15 protein-coding genes, 2 tRNA genes and 2 other annotated features are annotated in these 18695 nt (G+C 38.7%); of the genes, 2 read left to right on the top strand and 15 right to left on the bottom strand.

What is annotated here, in order from left to right:
• Window positions 1-13: 13 nt before the first annotated feature.
• The 5 genes from IEX29_RS11740 to proC all read right to left on the bottom strand — a co-directional run bounded on the left by IEX29_RS11740 (window position 14) and on the right by proC (window position 2743).
• The gene (locus IEX29_RS11740) at window positions 14-616 is read right to left on the bottom strand and encodes a hypothetical protein (RefSeq protein ID WP_188734643.1); all 603 of its coding nucleotides are present in this window, start codon (window positions 614-616) and stop codon (window positions 14-16) included.
• Window positions 617-661: 45 nt separating this feature from the next.
• Window positions 662-1261, bottom strand: a complete 600-nt coding sequence (locus tag IEX29_RS11735; RefSeq protein ID WP_188734642.1) for a hypothetical protein — start codon at window positions 1259-1261, stop codon at window positions 662-664.
• 158 nt (window positions 1262-1419) lie between these two features.
• Window positions 1420-1492, bottom strand: a tRNA-Arg gene (locus IEX29_RS11730).
• Window positions 1493-1612: 120 nt separating this feature from the next.
• Window positions 1613-1900: a TIGR04104 family putative zinc finger protein gene (locus IEX29_RS11725; protein WP_188734641.1), complete on the bottom strand. Its 288-nt coding sequence runs from the start codon at window positions 1898-1900 to the stop codon at window positions 1613-1615.
• Window positions 1901-1924: 24 nt separating this feature from the next.
• Window positions 1925-2743 (bottom strand): pyrroline-5-carboxylate reductase, encoded by an 819-nt coding sequence (proC, locus tag IEX29_RS11720; protein WP_188734640.1) that lies wholly within the window; start codon window positions 2741-2743, stop codon window positions 1925-1927.
• Window positions 2744-2831: 88 nt separating this feature from the next.
• Window positions 2832-3040, bottom strand: a binding site (T-box leader).
• 294 nt (window positions 3041-3334) lie between these two features.
• On the opposite strand from proC, the gene IEX29_RS11715 reads away from it, so the two are divergent.
• Entirely contained in the window at window positions 3335-4081 is a 747-nt protein-coding gene (locus IEX29_RS11715) for a GTP pyrophosphokinase (protein ID WP_188734639.1), read from the top strand.
• Between the two features lie 80 nt (window positions 4082-4161).
• On the opposite strand, the gene IEX29_RS11710 is transcribed toward IEX29_RS11715, so the two are convergent.
• The 4 genes from IEX29_RS11710 to guaB form a co-directional block, all read right to left on the bottom strand.
• Window positions 4162-4254: transfer RNA gene (locus IEX29_RS11710), tRNA-Ser, on the bottom strand.
• 103 nt (window positions 4255-4357) lie between these two features.
• Entirely contained in the window at window positions 4358-5635 is a 1278-nt protein-coding gene (serS, locus tag IEX29_RS11705; protein WP_188734707.1) for a serine--tRNA ligase, read from the bottom strand.
• A 65-nt stretch (window positions 5636-5700) separates the two neighbouring features.
• Window positions 5701-5931 (bottom strand) — a binding site (T-box leader).
• A 67-nt stretch (window positions 5932-5998) separates the two neighbouring features.
• A complete protein-coding gene (locus IEX29_RS11700; protein ID WP_188734706.1) occupies window positions 5999-7324 on the bottom strand; it encodes a serine hydrolase in 1326 nt (441 codons plus the stop codon).
• Between the two features lie 283 nt (window positions 7325-7607).
• Window positions 7608-9080, bottom strand: coding sequence for an IMP dehydrogenase (guaB, locus tag IEX29_RS11695; RefSeq protein WP_188734638.1), 1473 nt, complete (start codon window positions 9078-9080; stop codon window positions 7608-7610).
• 251 nt (window positions 9081-9331) lie between these two features.
• Here guaB and IEX29_RS11690 point away from each other — a divergent pair, with 251 nt between their 5' ends.
• Window positions 9332-10270: a YaaC family protein gene (locus IEX29_RS11690; protein WP_188734637.1), complete on the top strand. Its 939-nt coding sequence runs from the start codon at window positions 9332-9334 to the stop codon at window positions 10268-10270.
• A gap of 100 nt (window positions 10271-10370) precedes the next feature.
• Here IEX29_RS11690 and gyrA read toward each other — a convergent pair whose 3' ends face one another.
• The 6 genes from gyrA to dnaN form a co-directional block, all read right to left on the bottom strand.
• Window positions 10371-12893 (bottom strand): DNA gyrase subunit A, encoded by a 2523-nt coding sequence (gene gyrA, locus IEX29_RS11685; RefSeq protein ID WP_188734636.1) that lies wholly within the window; start codon window positions 12891-12893, stop codon window positions 10371-10373.
• Window positions 12894-12935: 42 nt separating this feature from the next.
• On the bottom strand, window positions 12936-14861 hold the full coding sequence (gyrB, locus tag IEX29_RS11680) for a DNA topoisomerase (ATP-hydrolyzing) subunit B (protein WP_188734635.1): 1926 nt from the start codon (window positions 14859-14861) through the stop codon (window positions 12936-12938).
• A gap of 155 nt (window positions 14862-15016) precedes the next feature.
• Entirely contained in the window at window positions 15017-15289 is a 273-nt protein-coding gene (gene remB, locus IEX29_RS11675; protein WP_156986312.1) for an extracellular matrix regulator RemB, read from the bottom strand.
• Window positions 15290-15367: 78 nt separating this feature from the next.
• The gene (gene recF, locus IEX29_RS11670; protein ID WP_188734634.1) at window positions 15368-16492 is read right to left on the bottom strand and encodes a DNA replication/repair protein RecF; all 1125 of its coding nucleotides are present in this window, start codon (window positions 16490-16492) and stop codon (window positions 15368-15370) included.
• 3 nt (window positions 16493-16495) lie between these two features.
• Window positions 16496-16717, bottom strand: a complete 222-nt coding sequence (yaaA, locus tag IEX29_RS11665) for a S4 domain-containing protein YaaA (RefSeq protein WP_077602794.1) — start codon at window positions 16715-16717, stop codon at window positions 16496-16498.
• Between the two features lie 757 nt (window positions 16718-17474).
• On the bottom strand, window positions 17475-18611 hold the full coding sequence (gene dnaN, locus IEX29_RS11660) for a DNA polymerase III subunit beta (protein ID WP_188734633.1): 1137 nt from the start codon (window positions 18609-18611) through the stop codon (window positions 17475-17477).
• Between the last annotated feature and the right edge of the window lie 84 nt (window positions 18612-18695).

Below are 18695 nucleotides of genomic sequence, written 5' to 3'. Positions count from 1 at the left end.
GCTAAAACAGAAATTATTCTTTTGAGAAATCAATTTCTATCTCTAAAGGTTCTCCTGCTGCATTGCCTTTGCTATCTATTGGTGCATCTATCAGCAGGATTGCTTGTTTGATTTCTTGGGCGGTGGAGTCTTCTAATTGAAACATAAAATATCGCGAATAGGGAGCAGCATTAAACTGCCGGGCATTCTTTAGTGTCGACATATCAATAACACTACTCAATGACTGATCTGGTTGATTAACCATTTCATCCGTATCAGTAACTAAATGTATATTTTCATTATTACTAAAGCTGAGATTATCTTCTATTTCTTCATTTAAACCAAATTTTAATTGAACACTTATGATTTCCATATCTTTGTATTCATCCGTATCATAGGAAGCTATATCTTCATCCATGCTGCCCTTTATTGTCTCTGCCGTTTCAACTTCAATTGTAATTGAGCCTGTTTCATATGTACCAATGTCTTCCACCTTATTATATCTATAAAATTCACCTTGTTTATGCAAACCGCTTGGATGTTCTGTGATTAGAACTGGTTTTTCACTATCTTTACTGCAGCCTATTAGAATAAGTGGTATAGAAAAGATACAAAATAGTAAAGGTAAAAATCGCATAAAACGTCTCCTTTATAGGTTACCTCCGAACATGCTAATGTAAATCTAGTTATCTTGTGTAAAGTCTAATTCTATTTCTAAATCTTCTCCTACTACATTACCCTCACTATCTATCGGTGCATCTATCAGCAGGGTTGCTTGTTTGATTTCTTCAGCGGTGGATTCTTTTAACATAAAAGTGAATTGCCTCAGGAAGGGACTTTCTTTTTTATCTTGATTAAGTTTTATCCTCTCAAAACTTATTAGACTGCTCATAAAAGAATCTGGTTTTTGTATATTTTCACCTGTATCTACCACCATATGTAAATTTTCTTCCTCATTAAATGTTAAATCTCCTTGAACCTCACTATTCAATTCAAATCTCATGAGAACATTTACCATTTCCATATCTCTTTCTTCATTTGGGATTTCAAATGCTTCTGATAATGTTCCATTCACTGTTTCAGCAGAATCGATTGTAATCATAATCGGTCCTGTTTCATAGCTGCCTATATCATTAATTTCTTTATATCTATAAAATTCACCTATCGTATGCAGGCGTGTTGGATGTTCTGTGATTAGCTCAGGCTCTTCGTTCTTTTCACTGCAGCTTACCAGAATAAGCGGTATAGAAAAAATGCAAAATAGTAAAGGTAAAAATCGCATAAAACTTCCCCTTCTAAATTATTTGTTAATAACGCAATAAAATTTAAAACGCCATCTTTCTATACTCTTGTTGTAAAACAAACAAGAAAAAGAAAAATGACGCTGCCGGAAATTACCGATGTGACCAAAATACTTTTTTTCTATGTATTGTAACTTAACGCCCCAGGCAGGATTCGAACCTGCGACACACGGTTTAGGAAACCGATGCTCTATCCCCTGAGCTACTGGGGCTATTGGTATAATCAAGCAGTTGTATCCACTCAATTATATTACCTTATCCGTCTTTTGAAAAATACACGAACAATCGTATTATACTAAACCTTATCTATTTTGAAAAGCAGGTTGTTTCGTTTATTTCCCTGCTTTCTGCAATCTTGTCCGATAAGGGATAGATAATACGTGAAGAATCATTAATAAACAGCCTATCAGAATAATCCCGGCAGAGGACAGTTTTAATAGAATTACCAGCCCTAAAAAGATTGGAATTGCTAATAAAGGGAGCCATCCTCCTTTTTTACTTGCATCATAAAAATTCTCCTTACCGCAATGCGGACAAATCATTTTAATTTTAAATACCTGTTTAAAGGTCTGTCCATAACTCCATCTCTCCCCGCAATAACTGCAGTCCGGTGTGTGCATATACTTCCCCTCTTCTCTTTAAAATCACTTTTGTGCATTTGTAATTTCAATAGAACGTTCTCTCGCTCCATCTACACATGCTCTAACAGCCTTATCAAATCCATTCGTCATTAACTGATTTAAGCCGGCCTCTGTTGTTCCAGAAGGACTGGTAATATTAATGCGCAGCTGTTCTGGGTCTTCTCCGGATGATTCAAGCATTTTTCCTGCACCAATAACGGTCTGAGTTAATAACTCTAATGCTGTCTCCCGATCCAGTCCTGCCTCTACTGCTGCTTTCTCCATCGATTCTACCATATAATAGAAAAATGCCGGACCACTTCCAGCAATAGCCGTAATCGTGTGCATATCCTTCTCATCGACAATTTTTGTTGTACCTACTGTCTGAAAAAGCTCTTCCGCCAGATAAAGCTGGCTGAGCTCGACATAGGAGCCTCTGGAAATAGCAGTAGCTGACTGGCCGATTAATGCAGATGTATTTGGCATCGTCCGGATAACAGGAATACCTTCTCCAAGCGTTTTTTCCATCTGTTCGATAGATAACCCTGCAATCACAGAAATAACCACGTGATGCGGCTTTATATAGTCTTTCAGCCAGTTTAAATAATTACCCGCATCCTTAGGCTTCATGGCCAAAATAATAATATTCGCTTCCTGAATCATTTCTTCCTTATTCCGATTACATTGCACACCATATTTTTCGGAAAGTAAATCTAAGCGTGTATTATCACTGCGATTGGTAACAAGTACCTGTTCATTAGAAACAACATTGCTTCTCGTTATTCCGGCAATAATCGCCTCAGCTAAATTTCCTGCCCCAAAAAATGCAATTGTCTTATCCATGTATTTTCCTCCTGTAGTTATCTTGATTCGTTTGATATATATCCTCTGTACCTTGCTGACAATAAAAAAACTGATTACACATCCTTAAATAAAGGACGGAATCAGTATTATTTCCGCGGTACCACCTTTTTTGATAAAAGCTTATCCACTCTCTTTGATAATGCAGCATGCTGCAGTCAGCATCCGCCAACCTACTCACGGATAGGTTCATAAAGGCATTTACAGAAATCTCCCAGCCGTCGGATTTCCTCTCTTTAATAAATGCACATAAATTACTGGTCCGTTCAACGTAATTTTTATTATATTGAATTGTACTATAAGGGCTTGCCTTGCTTTTGTCAAGGTGTTTTATATGTCTTCCCTTTTAATTCATATTGCTGGTAGAGTTTTTTATAGCAAGAATAGACTTCAATTCACCGACCATAATGGAAGAATAATTAATTGATTAAACCTTTTTATCAAAATCCCATCTATATTTAAAACTGCAAAACCCACCAGCATAAAATCCAGACGTCTTTTAATCTGATATAACAAACAATTTTTGCTATACTTATATTGTATCTGAATGAAAGCTAGAAAGGAATTTTATCAATGGGTGAATCAAAACAAATAAACCAGTTAACAGCTGTACGAAAAGAACTTACACGTTTTATGCTCAGCTACAAATTTGGACTGGATGAAATAAATACAAAGCTTAACATCCTTCAGGAAGAATTTGAGCATATTCATGATTACAATCCAATTGAACATTTAAAATCACGCATTAAGTCGCCGGAAAGTATTTTACAAAAATGCCAGCGCAAAAATATTCCAATTACGCAAGGATCGATTAAGAACTATATCAAGGATATTGCAGGGATCCGAATTGTCTGCTCCTTTATCTCTGATATCTATAAAATCAGTGAAATGATACAAGGGCAGCAGGATATAAAAGTTATTGAAGTAAAAGATTATATTAAGAATCCAAAACCAAATGGATATAAAAGCCTTCATCTGATTTTATCGATTCCTGTCTTTTTCTCTGATCGTCAGGAAGAGGTATTTATCGAAATACAGATTCGCACTGTTGCCATGGATTTCTGGGCGAGCTTAGAGCATAAAATTTATTATAAATATGATGGAGAAGTACCGGAACACCTGGTGGAAGAATTAACAACCAGTGCAAATATTGCAAATCAATTAGATGAAAAAATGGAGTTTCTTCATATAGAAATGAATGAGGCGAAAGAAGATAAACATGCAGAAAGTCAGCTCAATTTTCTGCCGCTGGATAACAAACGCTTTCCGCTGCCAAAGCAGTTATTGGAATCATTGATGGAGAGAAGAGACAAAGAATAAATTCACGTAAAAATATAGCAGAAAACCCGCAGCTCAAAAGCTGCGGGTTCTTATTTATCATTATTTATTTTAATTATAAATGGAGGAGGTAGAGGGATTCGAACCCCCGCGCGGTTTGACCCGCCTGTCGGTTTTCAAGACCGATCCCTTCAGCCAGACTTGGGTATACCTCCGTGAACACAAAAACTACTATACCACCCGCTAATATTACTTGTCAACATTTTTCATAAAAAAAGTGAAAGACACCCAAAAATGGGAGAGCCTTTCACTTTAAAATTACTTACCAATCACTTCTATACCGCCCATATAGGCACGTAATACTTCCGGTACAACTACACTTCCATCTTCCTGCTGATAATTCTCCAAAATTGCTGCTACTGTACGGCCTAATGCAAGACCAGAGCCGTTTAAGGTATGCACAAATTCTGGTTTCCCGTTTGCTTCACGACGGAATCGAATACCGGCACGGCGCGCCTGAAAATCTTCAAAATTGGAGCAGGAAGAAATCTCACGATACGTATCCTGGCTTGGAATCCATACTTCAATATCGTATTTTTTCGCTGCTGTGAAGCCTAAATCACCTGTGCACATGCTCATGACACGGTAAGGTAATTCTAACAGCTGTAACACTTTCTCAGCCTCACCAGTCAGCCTTTCTAAGGTCTCATAAGAATCTTCCGGCTTTACAAAATTCACGAGCTCGACTTTATTGAACTGATGCTGACGGATTAAACCGCGTGTATCTCTTCCGGCAGAGCCTGCTTCAGAACGGAAGCTGGCGCTGAATGCGACATATTTTTTAGGTAGATCTTCCACTGTTAAAATTTCATCACGATGATAGTTCGTTACAGGAACTTCAGCTGTAGGTACCAGAAAATAATCCCAATCCTCCAGCTTAAAGGCGTCTTCTTCAAACTTTGGAAGCTGTCCAGTACCGGTCATGCTCATCCGATTCACAATATAAGGAGGAAGCATTTCCTGATATCCATGCTTATCTGCATGCAGATCCATCATAAAGTTCAATAATGCACGCTCTAATCTCGCTCCTAACCCTTTATAGAAAACAAAACGACTTCCGGTTACCTTTGCAGCACGCTCAAAGTCTAAAATATCTAAATTTGTAGCAACATCCCAGTGCGGCTGTGCTTCAAATGAAAATTCCGGAACAGTGCCCCATTTACGCGCTTCAACGTTATCATCCTCATCTTCTCCGACAGGAACGCTCTCATGCGGCAGATTAGGAATAGAAAGCATGATCTGCTCTAAGGTTTCTTCAATTTCTTTTAATTCTTTATCGAGCTTAGATATTTCATCCCCAACTTCACGCATGGAAGCAATCGCTGCTTCAGCATCCTTCTTCTCGCGTTTTAAAACAGAAATCTCCTTAGACACTTCATTACGCTTCGCCTTTAACCTTTCTGTCTCTGCGATTAATTCACGTCTTCTTACATCCAGCTCACCAAATTTGTCTAATTCACTGAGATCTTCTCCACGGTGCGCCAGCCTTCTCTTTACCTCATCAAAGTTATTTCGTACATACTTCATATCTAGCATCATCTTTACCTCCTTATATTTGAACTTCCTTTTTAAACCATTAAAAAACTCCCGTCCCTTATATAGAAAGGGACGAGAGTATATTTCCCGCGTTGCCACCCTAGTTAAAGAATCCAAACGGACTCTTCCGGCTTTGTATACGAATAACGTCGTATCTCCGTGCTTACTTACAATGATTGACTCACTTCGATAAGCATGCTCCAGGATGGATTCACTGCATTCTAACGCTAATTTTCACCGGCCATTAGCTCTCTATAGACAGAAAAACAGCTACTAGTTCCTATCAACACATTATGGTTTCTTTGAATTATTGTATATCATAAGCTATTTCATATCAGGATGCAAGGTTTCTGGAGAAATTAATTAAAAAAGTCCTTTCACCCAGTTGTATGCTCCCTGGAACATATTTACGAAGAAATCACCTATGGATTGTAAAGTAAGCATAAACCAATTGGCTTTTTCAACAGAATCCATGGCTACTAATTCGTAGCTTTCCTCACTAGCTTCGTCTGAAATGTAACCAAAGTCTTCTTCTTCTCCATCATAGACGACGTTAACTGTTCCTATTACTTCATCTGCTTCTACTGGAGCTTCCAGTTCACCATTATTGTTCAGCTTATCTTCATCTAACGTATACTCTAAATGATACAGCTCTTCCTCACCTGATTTTACAGGAACCTGAATAGCATTATTAATACCAATATTTACTTCTTTATCTTTTCCTTTTGCGACAGGAATGGTTTCTTCGCCTTCCTCTTGATATCCTGCAGGAAATAATTCTTTTGTTTCAAATTGGTCAAATCCATAATCCAGCAGCTTTGCAGTTTCTTCAAAGCGTTTTTCCGTACTGGATGTTTTCATAACAACAGTGATAAGACGCCTTCCATCACGTTCTGCTGTTCCTGTAAAAGCATAACCGGCAAGGTCTGTATGACCCGTTTTCAAACCATCTACACCTTCATAATAGTATTGTTCCAAGTTCACAGAATCATGATCCAGCATATAATTCCAGTTATCAATTTCCTGCCCGTCAAATTCCGTACTCGGTATACTGGATATTTCCAATGCTTCTGGGTAGTCATTCACTAAAGCTGTCGCTAAAATTGCTGCTGCACGGGATGACAACAGGTTTGTATCATTTGGGCTGGTTCCTTCAGGATAGTTATCCCCTAAACTCTCATTATCTAACCCTGTTGAATTGACAAATTTATATTCCTGAAGACCTAATTCTTCGCCCTTTTCATTCATCAATGTAACAAATTCACTTTCAGATCCTGCAATTAATTCAGCCAATGCAATCGTTGTTGCATTATCCGAATTAATGGCCATTGCTTCATATAATTCTTTTACCGTATAGTCTTTTTGCTGCGTTAATCCGACACCTGAAAAATCACCATTTGCGGATATACTATATGCGTAATCACTAATTTGTGTTGTTGTATCCCAAGAAATATCCCCGTTTTCAATTGCTTCCCAAACAAGATATTCTGTCATCATTTTTGTCATGCTAGCAGGAGGCAATGCCACATCCGGGTCTCTTGCGTATAAAATTTTACCCGTTTCTGCATCCACTAAAATTGCTGATTCTGCCTCTAGATCTAATTCCTCTGCATAAACAGACATGGCTGGTGTTCCTAAAGATGTCAAGACAAGCGCTGCTGCAGCCACCAAAAGAAATAATTTACTCATAGACTTTCTCACATTTCCGTACCTCCGTTTAATAATATAGCTTGTTTACATAAAACGACACTTTATTTTGTGACTTTTTCCGCTCTTTTTCTCACTGAATATGGCTTGTAAAATTACTCTTCCCACCCAAAAGCGCAGCACTGTGATAAGTTCTATGTATTCTGCTAAGCACGCTTCACATTTTACCATAAAAACATATAAAAAAATAGATAGAGCAACATCCTCTATCTATTTTTTTTATGACCGTATGACACAAATTTGTCATCAGATGAAATTCAATTCATTACTGTACAAAATAGTTTGGAGCTTCTTTCGTAATTTGTACATCATGTGGATGGCTTTCCTTCAATCCGGCTCCTGTAATGCGGATAAATCGGGAGTCATTTCTTAAGCTCTCTAATGTTTTTGTTCCACAATAGCCCATACCGGCGCGCAATCCGCCTATCAATTGATGGAAGGTATCTCCAAGTGACCCTTTGTAGGCAATACGTCCTTCAATACCTTCTGGAACAAGTTTTTTATTCTCTGATTCACTTTGGAAGTAACGATCCTTTGATCCTGCCTGCATTGCTCCGACAGATCCCATACCGCGATACACTTTATATTGCCGTCCCTGGAAAATTTCTGTTTCCCCCGGGCTTTCCGATGTTCCTGCAAAAATACTTCCAAGCATTACTGCATGCGCACCTGCTGCTAGAGCTTTCACGATGTCACCAGAGTATTTAATCCCGCCGTCTGCAATAACCGGTACACCATACTCCTTCGCTGCCCGGGCACAATCGTAAACAGCGGTAATTTGCGGTACACCGACACCGGCAACAACACGGGTTGTACAGATAGATCCAGGTCCAATACCTACTTTTACAACAGAAGCTCCAGCCTCAATTAAAGCTCTTGTTCCATCTTCTGTTGCCACGTTTCCGGCAATAATTGCTAAATCAGGATAAGCCTCACGGATATATTTTAATTGATTAAGAACACCTTTAGAATGGCCATGTGCTGTATCAATAACAATGGCATCTACTCCGGCATCAACTAATTTTTCAATCCGCTTCATCGCATCCCCTGTAACACCGACAGCAGCCGCTACAATTAAGCGTCCTTGTGAATCCTTTGCTGCATTTGGAAACTCAATGACCTTTTCGATATCTTTAATCGTAATCAATCCTTTTAAAATTCCCTTATCATCCACAAGAGGCAGCTTTTCAATTTTATATTTCTGCAGAAGCTTTTCCGCTTCATCCAATGTTGTGCCCACTGGTGCTGTTACCAATTCCTCCGTTGTCATTACTTCTGAAATCAGAATCGAATAGTCCTCAATAAAGCGTAAATCACGATTGGTCAAAATACCGACGAGCTTTTGTTCCTCAATATTGTTAACAATTGGAACTCCTGAAATGCGGTATTTCCCCATTAAATGCTCTGCATCATATACCTGATGCTCAGGAGTTAAGAAGAACGGGTTCGTGATAACACCACTTTCAGAGCGTTTTACACGGTCTACTTCCTCTGCCTGCTGTTCAATAGACATATTCTTATGAATAACTCCAAATCCGCCCTGACGTGCCATGGCAATCGCCATCTCTGCTTCTGTTACTGTATCCATCCCGGCACTGATAAATGGTGATTTCAGCTTTAAGTTTGATGTTAAATCAACACTTAAATCCACCTGGTTTGGTAGAACCTCTGATTCAGCCGGAACAAGTAATACATCATCAAACGTTAAACCTTCTTTTGCAAATTTGTCTTCTCTCATTGCTAGCTCATCCTCCAATCATTGAATTTACAACATAGTTTCACTTCATTTTGCAGATGCTATACAGTTTTCAAGGTATATCTTCATACGATATCGGAGAAACTGCTAAAAAATACCGCCTTTGTGAAAGTAGTAGCAAATATCTATTTTTACTTACATTACTCTATCTTTTAAGCTTTTTCAAGCACCCTACATATAAGTACAAATAGAAGATAGATTCAAAATATTTAAATAGTTATGGAGCTGGAGGAATGATACCTTATGAAGAAATTTATTCATTTTTAACCGCGGAAGAAAACGCGCAAAATTATTTAGAAAAAAGTTATCAATCTCAGGATGATAGGAAAACAAAAAGCTATCAAAACAGTTCTGCTTTCATACACTATATCAGTAATGGAAGCCGTTTTATGGAATCCAGCCAAAGGAGCAGTATTCTGGTCCAGCCTGTCCTTTCTTTTTATGGAATGATACATCTTTTAAAAGGCTGGCTGCTGACAAAACGTCCTGATTATCCGGAAACGACAGCTGTACTCGCACACGGCCTGACAGCCCGGAAAAGAAAGCGCAAAGATTATCGTTTTATCGAGGATGAAGTCAAAATTCAGCAGCAGGGTTTATTTCCCTATGTCAGCCGTTATTTATTTTCTCATCATCCTTTTCCCTTAAATCGTGTTTCGATGCAGCTGCTGTTGCGCTCTATTCCAGAATTAAATAATATCTGGAGCTTTTACAAAGAAAAGCCCATGATTATTGTTGGGGAGAAGGAGAGTAAACTGCTTAGCTTCCCAGATAGTGTTTTGGATGGATTTCATTTAAAGGAAGATACATTCGTAGAGCGCATTCGCCCATTTTTACCTCCTATCGGGGATATTCAGCAAAAAGAGGGGGAGTTGCAGCTTTATCTGACAGAATCCGTCAAAGATTGGCATGGGCCTTTTCGTTATCATTTGCATAACGAATTTATTTATTTTCCAGCAGCGAGAGCAGACTATTTCCCTTATTCTGAGATTCTGGTACATTATCTACTTCTGTTTAATTTAAGTATGATTTGCCGATATGAGACAGAGTGGTGGGGAGAGCTTATTCAAATGAAGGCAGATCGGGAGTATCCGCTTATTCAACAATTTTTGAAAATAACACAGCAAAAAACACCAGCTCTTATCAGCCAGTGTTTATTGCAAAATTTTTAGGATAAATAAAAAATCAGCCGCCAAGCTATATTCCATAGCCAGGCGGCTGATTTTCTTTATAGCATCATTTGATAACAACATAGACTAAAAAGCTTGCCTGTTACTCGTTATTATCATCCGCTTCGTTATTCCCCTCAGATACTTCTGTTTGCTCTTCCTGCTCAGCTTGTTCTGCTTCTTCGACTATATCTTCTTCTTTCTCAATCCGGGCTACAGTTGCAACTTCTTCATCATCCTGCAGACGAATCAAGTGCACTCCTTTGGTGTTTCTGCCAGTTTGAGAAATATCGGATACCTGAATTCGAATAAGCACGCCCTGGGCGGTAATAACCATCAAATCTTCATCACCATGGGTAGCCTTCACAGCAACAACATGTCCTGTTTTCTCATCAAGCTTACAAGTAAATACACCCTTACCTCCGCGGTTGATACGGCGATATTCATCTTCTGGTGTCTGCTTTCCAAACCCTTTACTTGTTACATGAAGAATTTTAGAACCTTCTTCCATAATCTCCATGGAGACTACTTCATCATCCTCACGAAGGGAAATTCCTTTTACTCCTGCCGCTGTTCTTCCCATTGGGCGCATCTGCTCTTCTTCAAAGCGGATCAAATAGCCATTTTTCGTAGCAATCATAATTTCTTTTTCGCCATCGGTCATACGAACAGAAATTAATTCATCCTCTTCCCGAAGATTTACAGCAATGAGGCCCCCTTTGCGGATGTTTTTGAATTTTTCAAGGGAGGTACGTTTCGCAATCCCGTACTTCGTTGTAAAGAACAGGAAGTGGTCTTCATCAAACTCAGATACAGAGATAACTGCATTGACCCATTCTCCTTTTTCTACCTGAAGCAAATTAATAATCGGGATGCCTTTGGCAGTACGGCTAAACTCAGGAACCTCATATCCTTTTGTTTTATAAACCTTCCCTTTGTTCGTAAAGAATAGAACCGTATCATGGGTTGAGGTAGATACAAGATGCTCTACAAAGTCATCCTCATTCGTTCCCATCCCCTGAATACCGCGGCCGCCGCGGCGCTGCGTACGATACGTAGACGCCGGTAATCGTTTAATATAACCCTGGTGTGTCAGCGTGATAACGATATTCTCTACAGGAATAAGATCTTCATCCTCAAAGAAACCTGCCCCGCCCGCAACAATTTCTGTACGGCGGTCATCACGAAACTTCTCTTTAACTTCAATAAGCTCTTCACGAATGATTTCCAATACTTTTTCTTCGTCAGCTAAGATTGCTTTTAACTCAGCAATTAATGCCTGAAGCTCTTTGTATTCTTCTTCAATCTTTTCGCGTTCTAAGCCTGTTAAACGCTGCAGACGCATATCAAGAATTGCCTGGGCCTGTTTTTCAGACAACTCAAAGCGTTCGATTAAACCTTCTCTTGCTATATCTGCTGTTTTGGAATTACGGATTAAGGAAATAACCTCATCCAAATGATCAAGCGCAATACGCAAGCCTTCAAGAATATGTGCGCGTGCTTCCGCTTTATTTAACTCAAACGCTGTACGGCGCTTGATAATTTCTTTTTGATGCTCTAAATAGTATTCTAAGCATTGTTTAATCGTTAATACTTTTGGACGCCCGTCAACAAGAGCAAGCATATTAATACCAAAAGTTGTTTGCAACGAAGTATGCTTATATAAATTATTCAATACCACATTCGCATTTGCATCTCTTCTCAGCTCTATTACAACCCGCATCCCATTACGGTCAGATTCATCACGAAGATCTGTGATACCATCAATTTTTTTATCACGGACAAGTTCAGCTATTTTTTCAATAAGCTTAGCTTTGTTCACCTGGTAAGGAAGCTCTGTCACAATAATCGTTTCTTTATCATTTTTACCCTGCTCAATATTGCTTTTGGCACGGATTGTGATAGATCCTTTTCCTGTTTCATAGGCTTTGCGGATACCACTTCTTCCCAAGATTTGACCTGCCGTAGGGAAATCTGGACCAGGAAGATAGCTTTCCATAATTTCATCTACTGTTATATCCGGATTTTTACTTACAGCCAGTACAGCATCAATCGTTTCACCTAAATGATGCGGTGGAATATTCGTTGCCATCCCAACTGCAATTCCCGATGTTCCGTTAACAAGTAAATTAGGGAATCGTGCCGGGAACACGACCGGTTCACGTTCAGCACCATCATAGTTGTCCTGGTAGTCGATCGTGTCTTTATTAATATCACGAAGGAGCTCCATAGAAATCTTGGACATACGTGCTTCAGTATAACGCATTGCCGCTGCCGAATCGCCATCGACGGAACCAAAGTTCCCGTGCCCGTCCACAAGCATATATCGATAACTGAAATCCTGTGCCATTCTTACCATTGTCTCATAAACAGCCGAATCACCATGTGGATGGTACTTACCAATAACCTCTCCAACGATACGTGCTGATTTTTTAAATGCTTTGTCAGAGTGCATTCCCAGATCATTCATTGCGTAAAGAATACGACGATGGACGGGCTTCATTCCATCACGAACATCGGGTAATGCTCTTGCTACGATAACACTCATCGCATAATCCAAGAAGGATGTACGCATCTCTTTACTTATATTTATTTCCTGGACACTCGGACGATTTTCCTCTGCCATAGTCTAATAACCTCCCAATCACTATTATTTCAGTGATTTCCCTTAAATATCTAAGTTTTGTACGTACTGGGCGTTCTCTTCAATAAAGTTGCGTCGCGGTTCTACTTTATCGCCCATTAACATATCAAAAACCTGGTCCGCATCAATTGCGTCGCTAAGCTCAACCTGCAGTAATGTACGTGAGTCCGGGTTCATTGTTGTATCCCAAAGCTGGTCTGCGTTCATTTCTCCTAAACCTTTATAACGCTGAATACCTGGTTTCGGTGCCTTTGGAAGCTCAGCAAGGAGGGCATCCAGACCTTTATCGGAATAAACATAATGAACCGCTTTGCCCTGCTTGATTTGATAAAGCGGCGGCTGTGCTATATAAATATAGCCATGCTCAATTAATGGACGCATATATCGATAGAAAAATGTTAATAATAATGTTCTGATATGAGCTCCGTCCACATCAGCATCTGTCATAATAACCACCTTATGGTAGCGTGCCTTAGATATATCAAAATCTTCGGCAATACCAGTTCCTAATGCCGTAATCATGGCACGTACTTCATTATTTGATAAAATTCGATCCAGACGCGCTTTTTCGACATTTAAGATTTTTCCCCGTAAAGGAAGAATTGCCTGGTAGTGACGGTCCCTTCCTGATTTTGCGGAACCGCCGGCAGAGTCACCCTCTACAATGTACAGCTCGCTTTTTGATGCGTCTTTGGAAGAACAATCAGCTAATTTTCCTGGCAGACTTGTTACATCGAGCGCACTTTTACGACGTGTCAGCTCTCTTGCTTTTTTAGCAGCCAGACGTGCTCTGGACGCCATTAACCCTTTTTCCACAATAATTTTGGCAATCGTTGGATTTTCATAAAGAAATTTAGAGAAAGTCTCTGAAAATACGCCATCTGTAATGGCACGTACTTCGCTGTTTCCCAGTTTTGTTTTTGTCTGTCCTTCAAATTGCGGATCTGGATGCTTCACGGAAACAATTGCTGTCAAACCTTCCCGGACATCCTCTCCAGACAGGTTTGATTCATTATCTTTCAATAGGCTGTTCTTTTTCGCATAATCATTGATGGCACGCGTCAGCCCTGAACGGAAACCAACTTCATGTGTTCCGCCCTCATAGGTATGAATATTATTAGCAAAAGAATATAAGCTGGTTGCAAAACCATCATTATACTGAATAGCAACCTCTACAGAAATTCCCTGATCTTCCCCTTCAGCATAGAATGGTTCATGCAGTACTTCTTTATTTTTATTAATAAATTCTACATAAGAACTGATTCCGCCCTCATAATAATATGTTGCCGGCTCTTTATCGGTACGCTTATCTTCAATAGATATACGCAAGCCTTTGTTTAGAAAAGCAAGCTCTCTCAGACGTTGTTCTAATGTTCCATAATCATACTCGGTAGTTTCTGTGAAAATTTCTGTATCTGGTATAAAGTGTGTTACGGTTCCTGTAATATCTGTATCACCAATAATCTCAATCTCACCATCAGGAACCCCTTTGTGGAAAGAAAGATAGTGAATTTTTCCATCAAGGTGGACAGTCACCTCTAATTTACTGGAAAGAGCATTTACAACAGATGCACCTACACCATGAAGTCCACCGGAAACTTTATATCCGCCGCCGCCGAACTTACCGCCGGCATGAAGCACTGTCATAATAACTTCCAGAGCTGGACGGCCTGTTTTCTTTTGAATACCGACAGGGATCCCCCGGCCATTATCTTTTACAGTGATACTATTATCTTCTTCGATAATGACTTCAATGTGATCACAATAACCTGCCAGCGCCTCATCGATACTATTATCGACAATTTCCCAGACAAGGTGGTGTAATCCTTTTTCACTGGTGGAACCGATGTACATTCCTGGTCTTTTACGAACGGCTTCAAGACCTTCAAGTACTTGTATCTGGTCAGCATCATAGGCTTGGTTTTCTGTTACTTTGTCTTCCATCGACATCTTCTCACACTCATTTCTATATGAATTACGCTTCATCAATTAATCACGGATAACCGTCTGTAAAACTTCCACTGAAGGAAGTTTCGTTTTATATTTAAAAGAGATTGTTCTGCATCATCGTGCATCTGGAATCTCTTAATTTTTGCTGTTCAGACTTATTCTTCATAATAATCTTCTAAATTACTGATTGTTGTTAAAATACCTGACCGCTTTCTTAAAGTAGCTACCGATAAGGTACTGAAAAAAATACGATTTTCTGTAATCATAATGGATTTTGCCTTTTTTTCGGGACCGGAAACTCTATCCTTCTGCTTCCATTCCTGTATCATCTGATACATTCCTGATGCATTTGTATATAAATCGTAATCAATTATCGCAATGACCTCCCGGGACCGGATAACATTATCATTGCCAATGTGGATGAACACGATCAATCGCTTCCTTTCTTCGTTTAATCAGACTTCTTCCATTCTTACACTGCACATTTACCTTAAAACAGCAGCAGATTACGATTCTTTTTTATTTGTTGCGATACCTTGATGAACATAAAATAACTCTGCATTTTTCAACGTTTCATGATGAATACCGTCGACATTCGTTGTTGAAACAAATGTCTGCACTTTTCCCTGAATCGTATTTAATAGGTGAGACTGGCGGTAATCGTCCAGTTCACTTAATACATCATCAAGTAAAAGAATCGGATATTCACCCACTTCCTGATAAATCAATTCTATCTCAGCCAATTTAATGGACAAGGCAGTCGTTCTTTGCTGCCCTTGTGAACCATACGTTTGGACATCCTTGCCATTCACAAAAAAGATAAGGTCATCTCTGTGCGGACCAATCAATGTGGTGCCGCGTTCGATTTCTTTTTTTCGGACCTCCTTAAAGGAATCTTCATAGTTAGTAGTTATTTTTTCCTTATTTGCGTCTTCTGATACCTTTATTGTCGCATCATATTTAATTTCCAAGTTTTCTAGATTACGGCTGATTCCTTCATGAATAGGTCCTGCCCATTTTCTCAGCAGGTCAAGGTAAACAAATCGTCTCTCCAACAAAAAAGAAGCATGCTCAACCAGTTGGTCTGTCAATACATCCAACATAGTTTCATCAGCACTGCTCTGACGTTGCAGCTGCTTTAATAAATGGTTTCTTTGCTTCAGTATTTTTTGATATTGGGATAAATGGTAGATATAGGTTGGCTGGATCTGACCTAATTCCATATCCATAAAACGACGGCGAATCTGCGGAGCTCCTTTAACAATCGTTAAATCCTCCGGCGCAAACATAACCACATTAACCGCACCAATATAATCACTTAACCGGTGCTGCTCCAAATGATTTATTTTTGCTTTTTTTCCTTTAGAGGAAATGGAGATTTGCAGGGGGATGGACTGATTCCTTTTTGTAATCCTGCCCTCTATTGTAGCATAATCTGAGTCCCAGCGTATGAGCTCTTTTTCCCGCATTGTCCGATGAGAACGGGTAAATGAGAGTACATAAATTGCTTCCATCAGATTGGTTTTTCCCTGAGCATTTTCTCCAATGATGACATTAATCTTATCATCAAATGTGATATCCAATGCTTCATAATTGCGGTAATTGGTCAATTTTAACTGTTCAATATGCATTCTTTATTCCTCTTTGAAAATGACAAAGGATCCTATCTCATCTATTTCAAGGACATCTTCCGGATATAACTTTCTCCCGCGGCGATGTTCACGTTCTCCATTTACCACAGCTCCTACATCTTGAAGATATGCTTTGACCATTCCACCAGAATCCAAAAAATTAATCAGCTTGACACATTGCCCAAGCGTAATATATTCCGTATCTATCTTTATCTGCTCATGCATGATATCACCAAATACTTTCTATTTGTTTTGTCTGCCTTATAAAAGTGAATACAGACACGTATATTATTTCTTCTATTTTCTATTTTACTAAAAATTGATTAAAAAAGGAAGGAAAGGCCTCAAATAATTACAAAAAGATATGTCTTAGCGTTTTTTAGACTTTTTTAATGGGGGCATTCTTATTTCTCTCTTCTCTTCTTAGAGCGCGTTTTATGTTGTTTTTTAAAAGGGCTTGTAAAAAATGAAATAACCAAAAGGCGAATTTAAACTTATTAAGATTAAAATTGTCCTTTTTTCAGTTGAATTGTCTCAAATGTTCAGCGTGGGTATCTGGACATTGCGATTTTTCCGATAAAGTTTTATCCACGGGGAACATTCTATTTTTTCCTGATGATCAGAAAAAATGTGGACAGACTTCCTTTCTCTAAGAAAAACCAAGAAAATCACTTGTGTTCTTGCCAAGGAGATGTCCGCTACGGGAAAAGCAACAGGTGAAGACCCCGCAGGAAATGGTCTTCTTCCGAGGAGGCTGAGGCGTTGCCCACGAAAAGCATAATGTATTTCTGGGGTTGCGATTACTCACCTCATCAAAACCGTTGGAGCGGCTATCTCCAGCATCTTATATACTTTCCTACTCTTTAAAAAAACTAAAAAGCCCTTTTTAATTAAAAGAGCTTTTAGTTTACAGGGTATAACTTTTACTTATTCCCTGATCCAACACTTTTTAACGCGTAACGCATTAAAAAACAAATATTTCTTAGTATGTTCTTACTGGTAAAATCAACTGAAGAATAGAATCATTTTCAGCCGGACGAATGACAAATGGACGCATTGCTCCAGTAAATTCAATCACTACTTCGTCATATTCAATCGCCTTCAGCGCATCGATCATATATTTTGAGCTGAAAGATATTTTTAAGTTCTCACCCTCAATCTTATCAGCAGTTACTTCTTCCTCTACATTTCCGATTTCCGGAGAGTTACTTGAAATCTCTATCAAACCATTATCATTGCTTGTAAACTTAACAACATTATTTCTTTCTTCCTTTGCCAATAAAGAAGCACGTTCAATTGATCTTAAAAGCGGTGTTGTTTTAATTTGAATGGTAGTTTTACTATGGTCTGGAATTAATCTCGAGGTTTCGGGATAATTTCCATCTAATAATCTGGATAAGAAATTCAAATGCTTCGTACGGAAAAGAATCTGGTTATTGGTTACACTGATTTCCACAGTTTCCTCGGAATCATTTAAAATTTTATATAATTCATTCAAGCTTTTTCCAGGTACAACAACCTGTTCAATAGTTACATTTGTACTTGTTACCGGAATGTCTCTTTTTGCCAGACGATGACTGTCTGTTGCAGTAAATACAAGTTTTTGATCTTCTAATTTGATATTGACACCAGTTAAAATCGGCCTTGTTTCCATCGTAGATACAGCAAATACAGTTTGCTTAATCATGCTTTTTAATAAATCAATCTTCATTTCAAAGCTATTTTCTGTTTGCAGCTTTGGAAGCATCGGGTATTCATCCGCACTTTGGCCATTTAAATTAAACTCTGATTTCCCTGAAGTAATTTTTACATTAAATTGATCATCAACAACAATATCAACCTGTGATTCAGGAAGTTTGCGGACAATATCTGGAAAATATTTAGCCTGTAACACAATACTCCCTTCTTCAATATTTTCAATATATACTTTGTCTTCATCTTCAGCTGGAATATAAGATTCAATCGAAATATCCGAATCACTGCCTGTTAAAGTAACTCCATGTTGTTTCACTTCAATTTTCATTCCAGTTAATATTGGAATAACTGTTCTGGCGGAGATTGCTTTCATAACATCCTGTACACCAGCAATTAATTTATCTCTTTGTATTGTAAAACGCATGTACATATCCTCCTTGATTTTATAAGAAAAGCCTTGCTGCAGCTGTTTCTTAAATTCTTTCCTAAATTGATGAAAAAGGGTTCT

Source organism: Oceanobacillus neutriphilus, from assembly GCF_014645515.1.
In the GTDB taxonomy this organism is placed as follows: Bacteria; Bacillota; Bacilli; order Bacillales; family Amphibacillaceae; genus Oceanobacillus; species Oceanobacillus neutriphilus.
The sequence above is the reverse complement of the archived record's forward strand: the minus strand, read 5'-3'. Positions and strand labels throughout refer to the sequence as shown.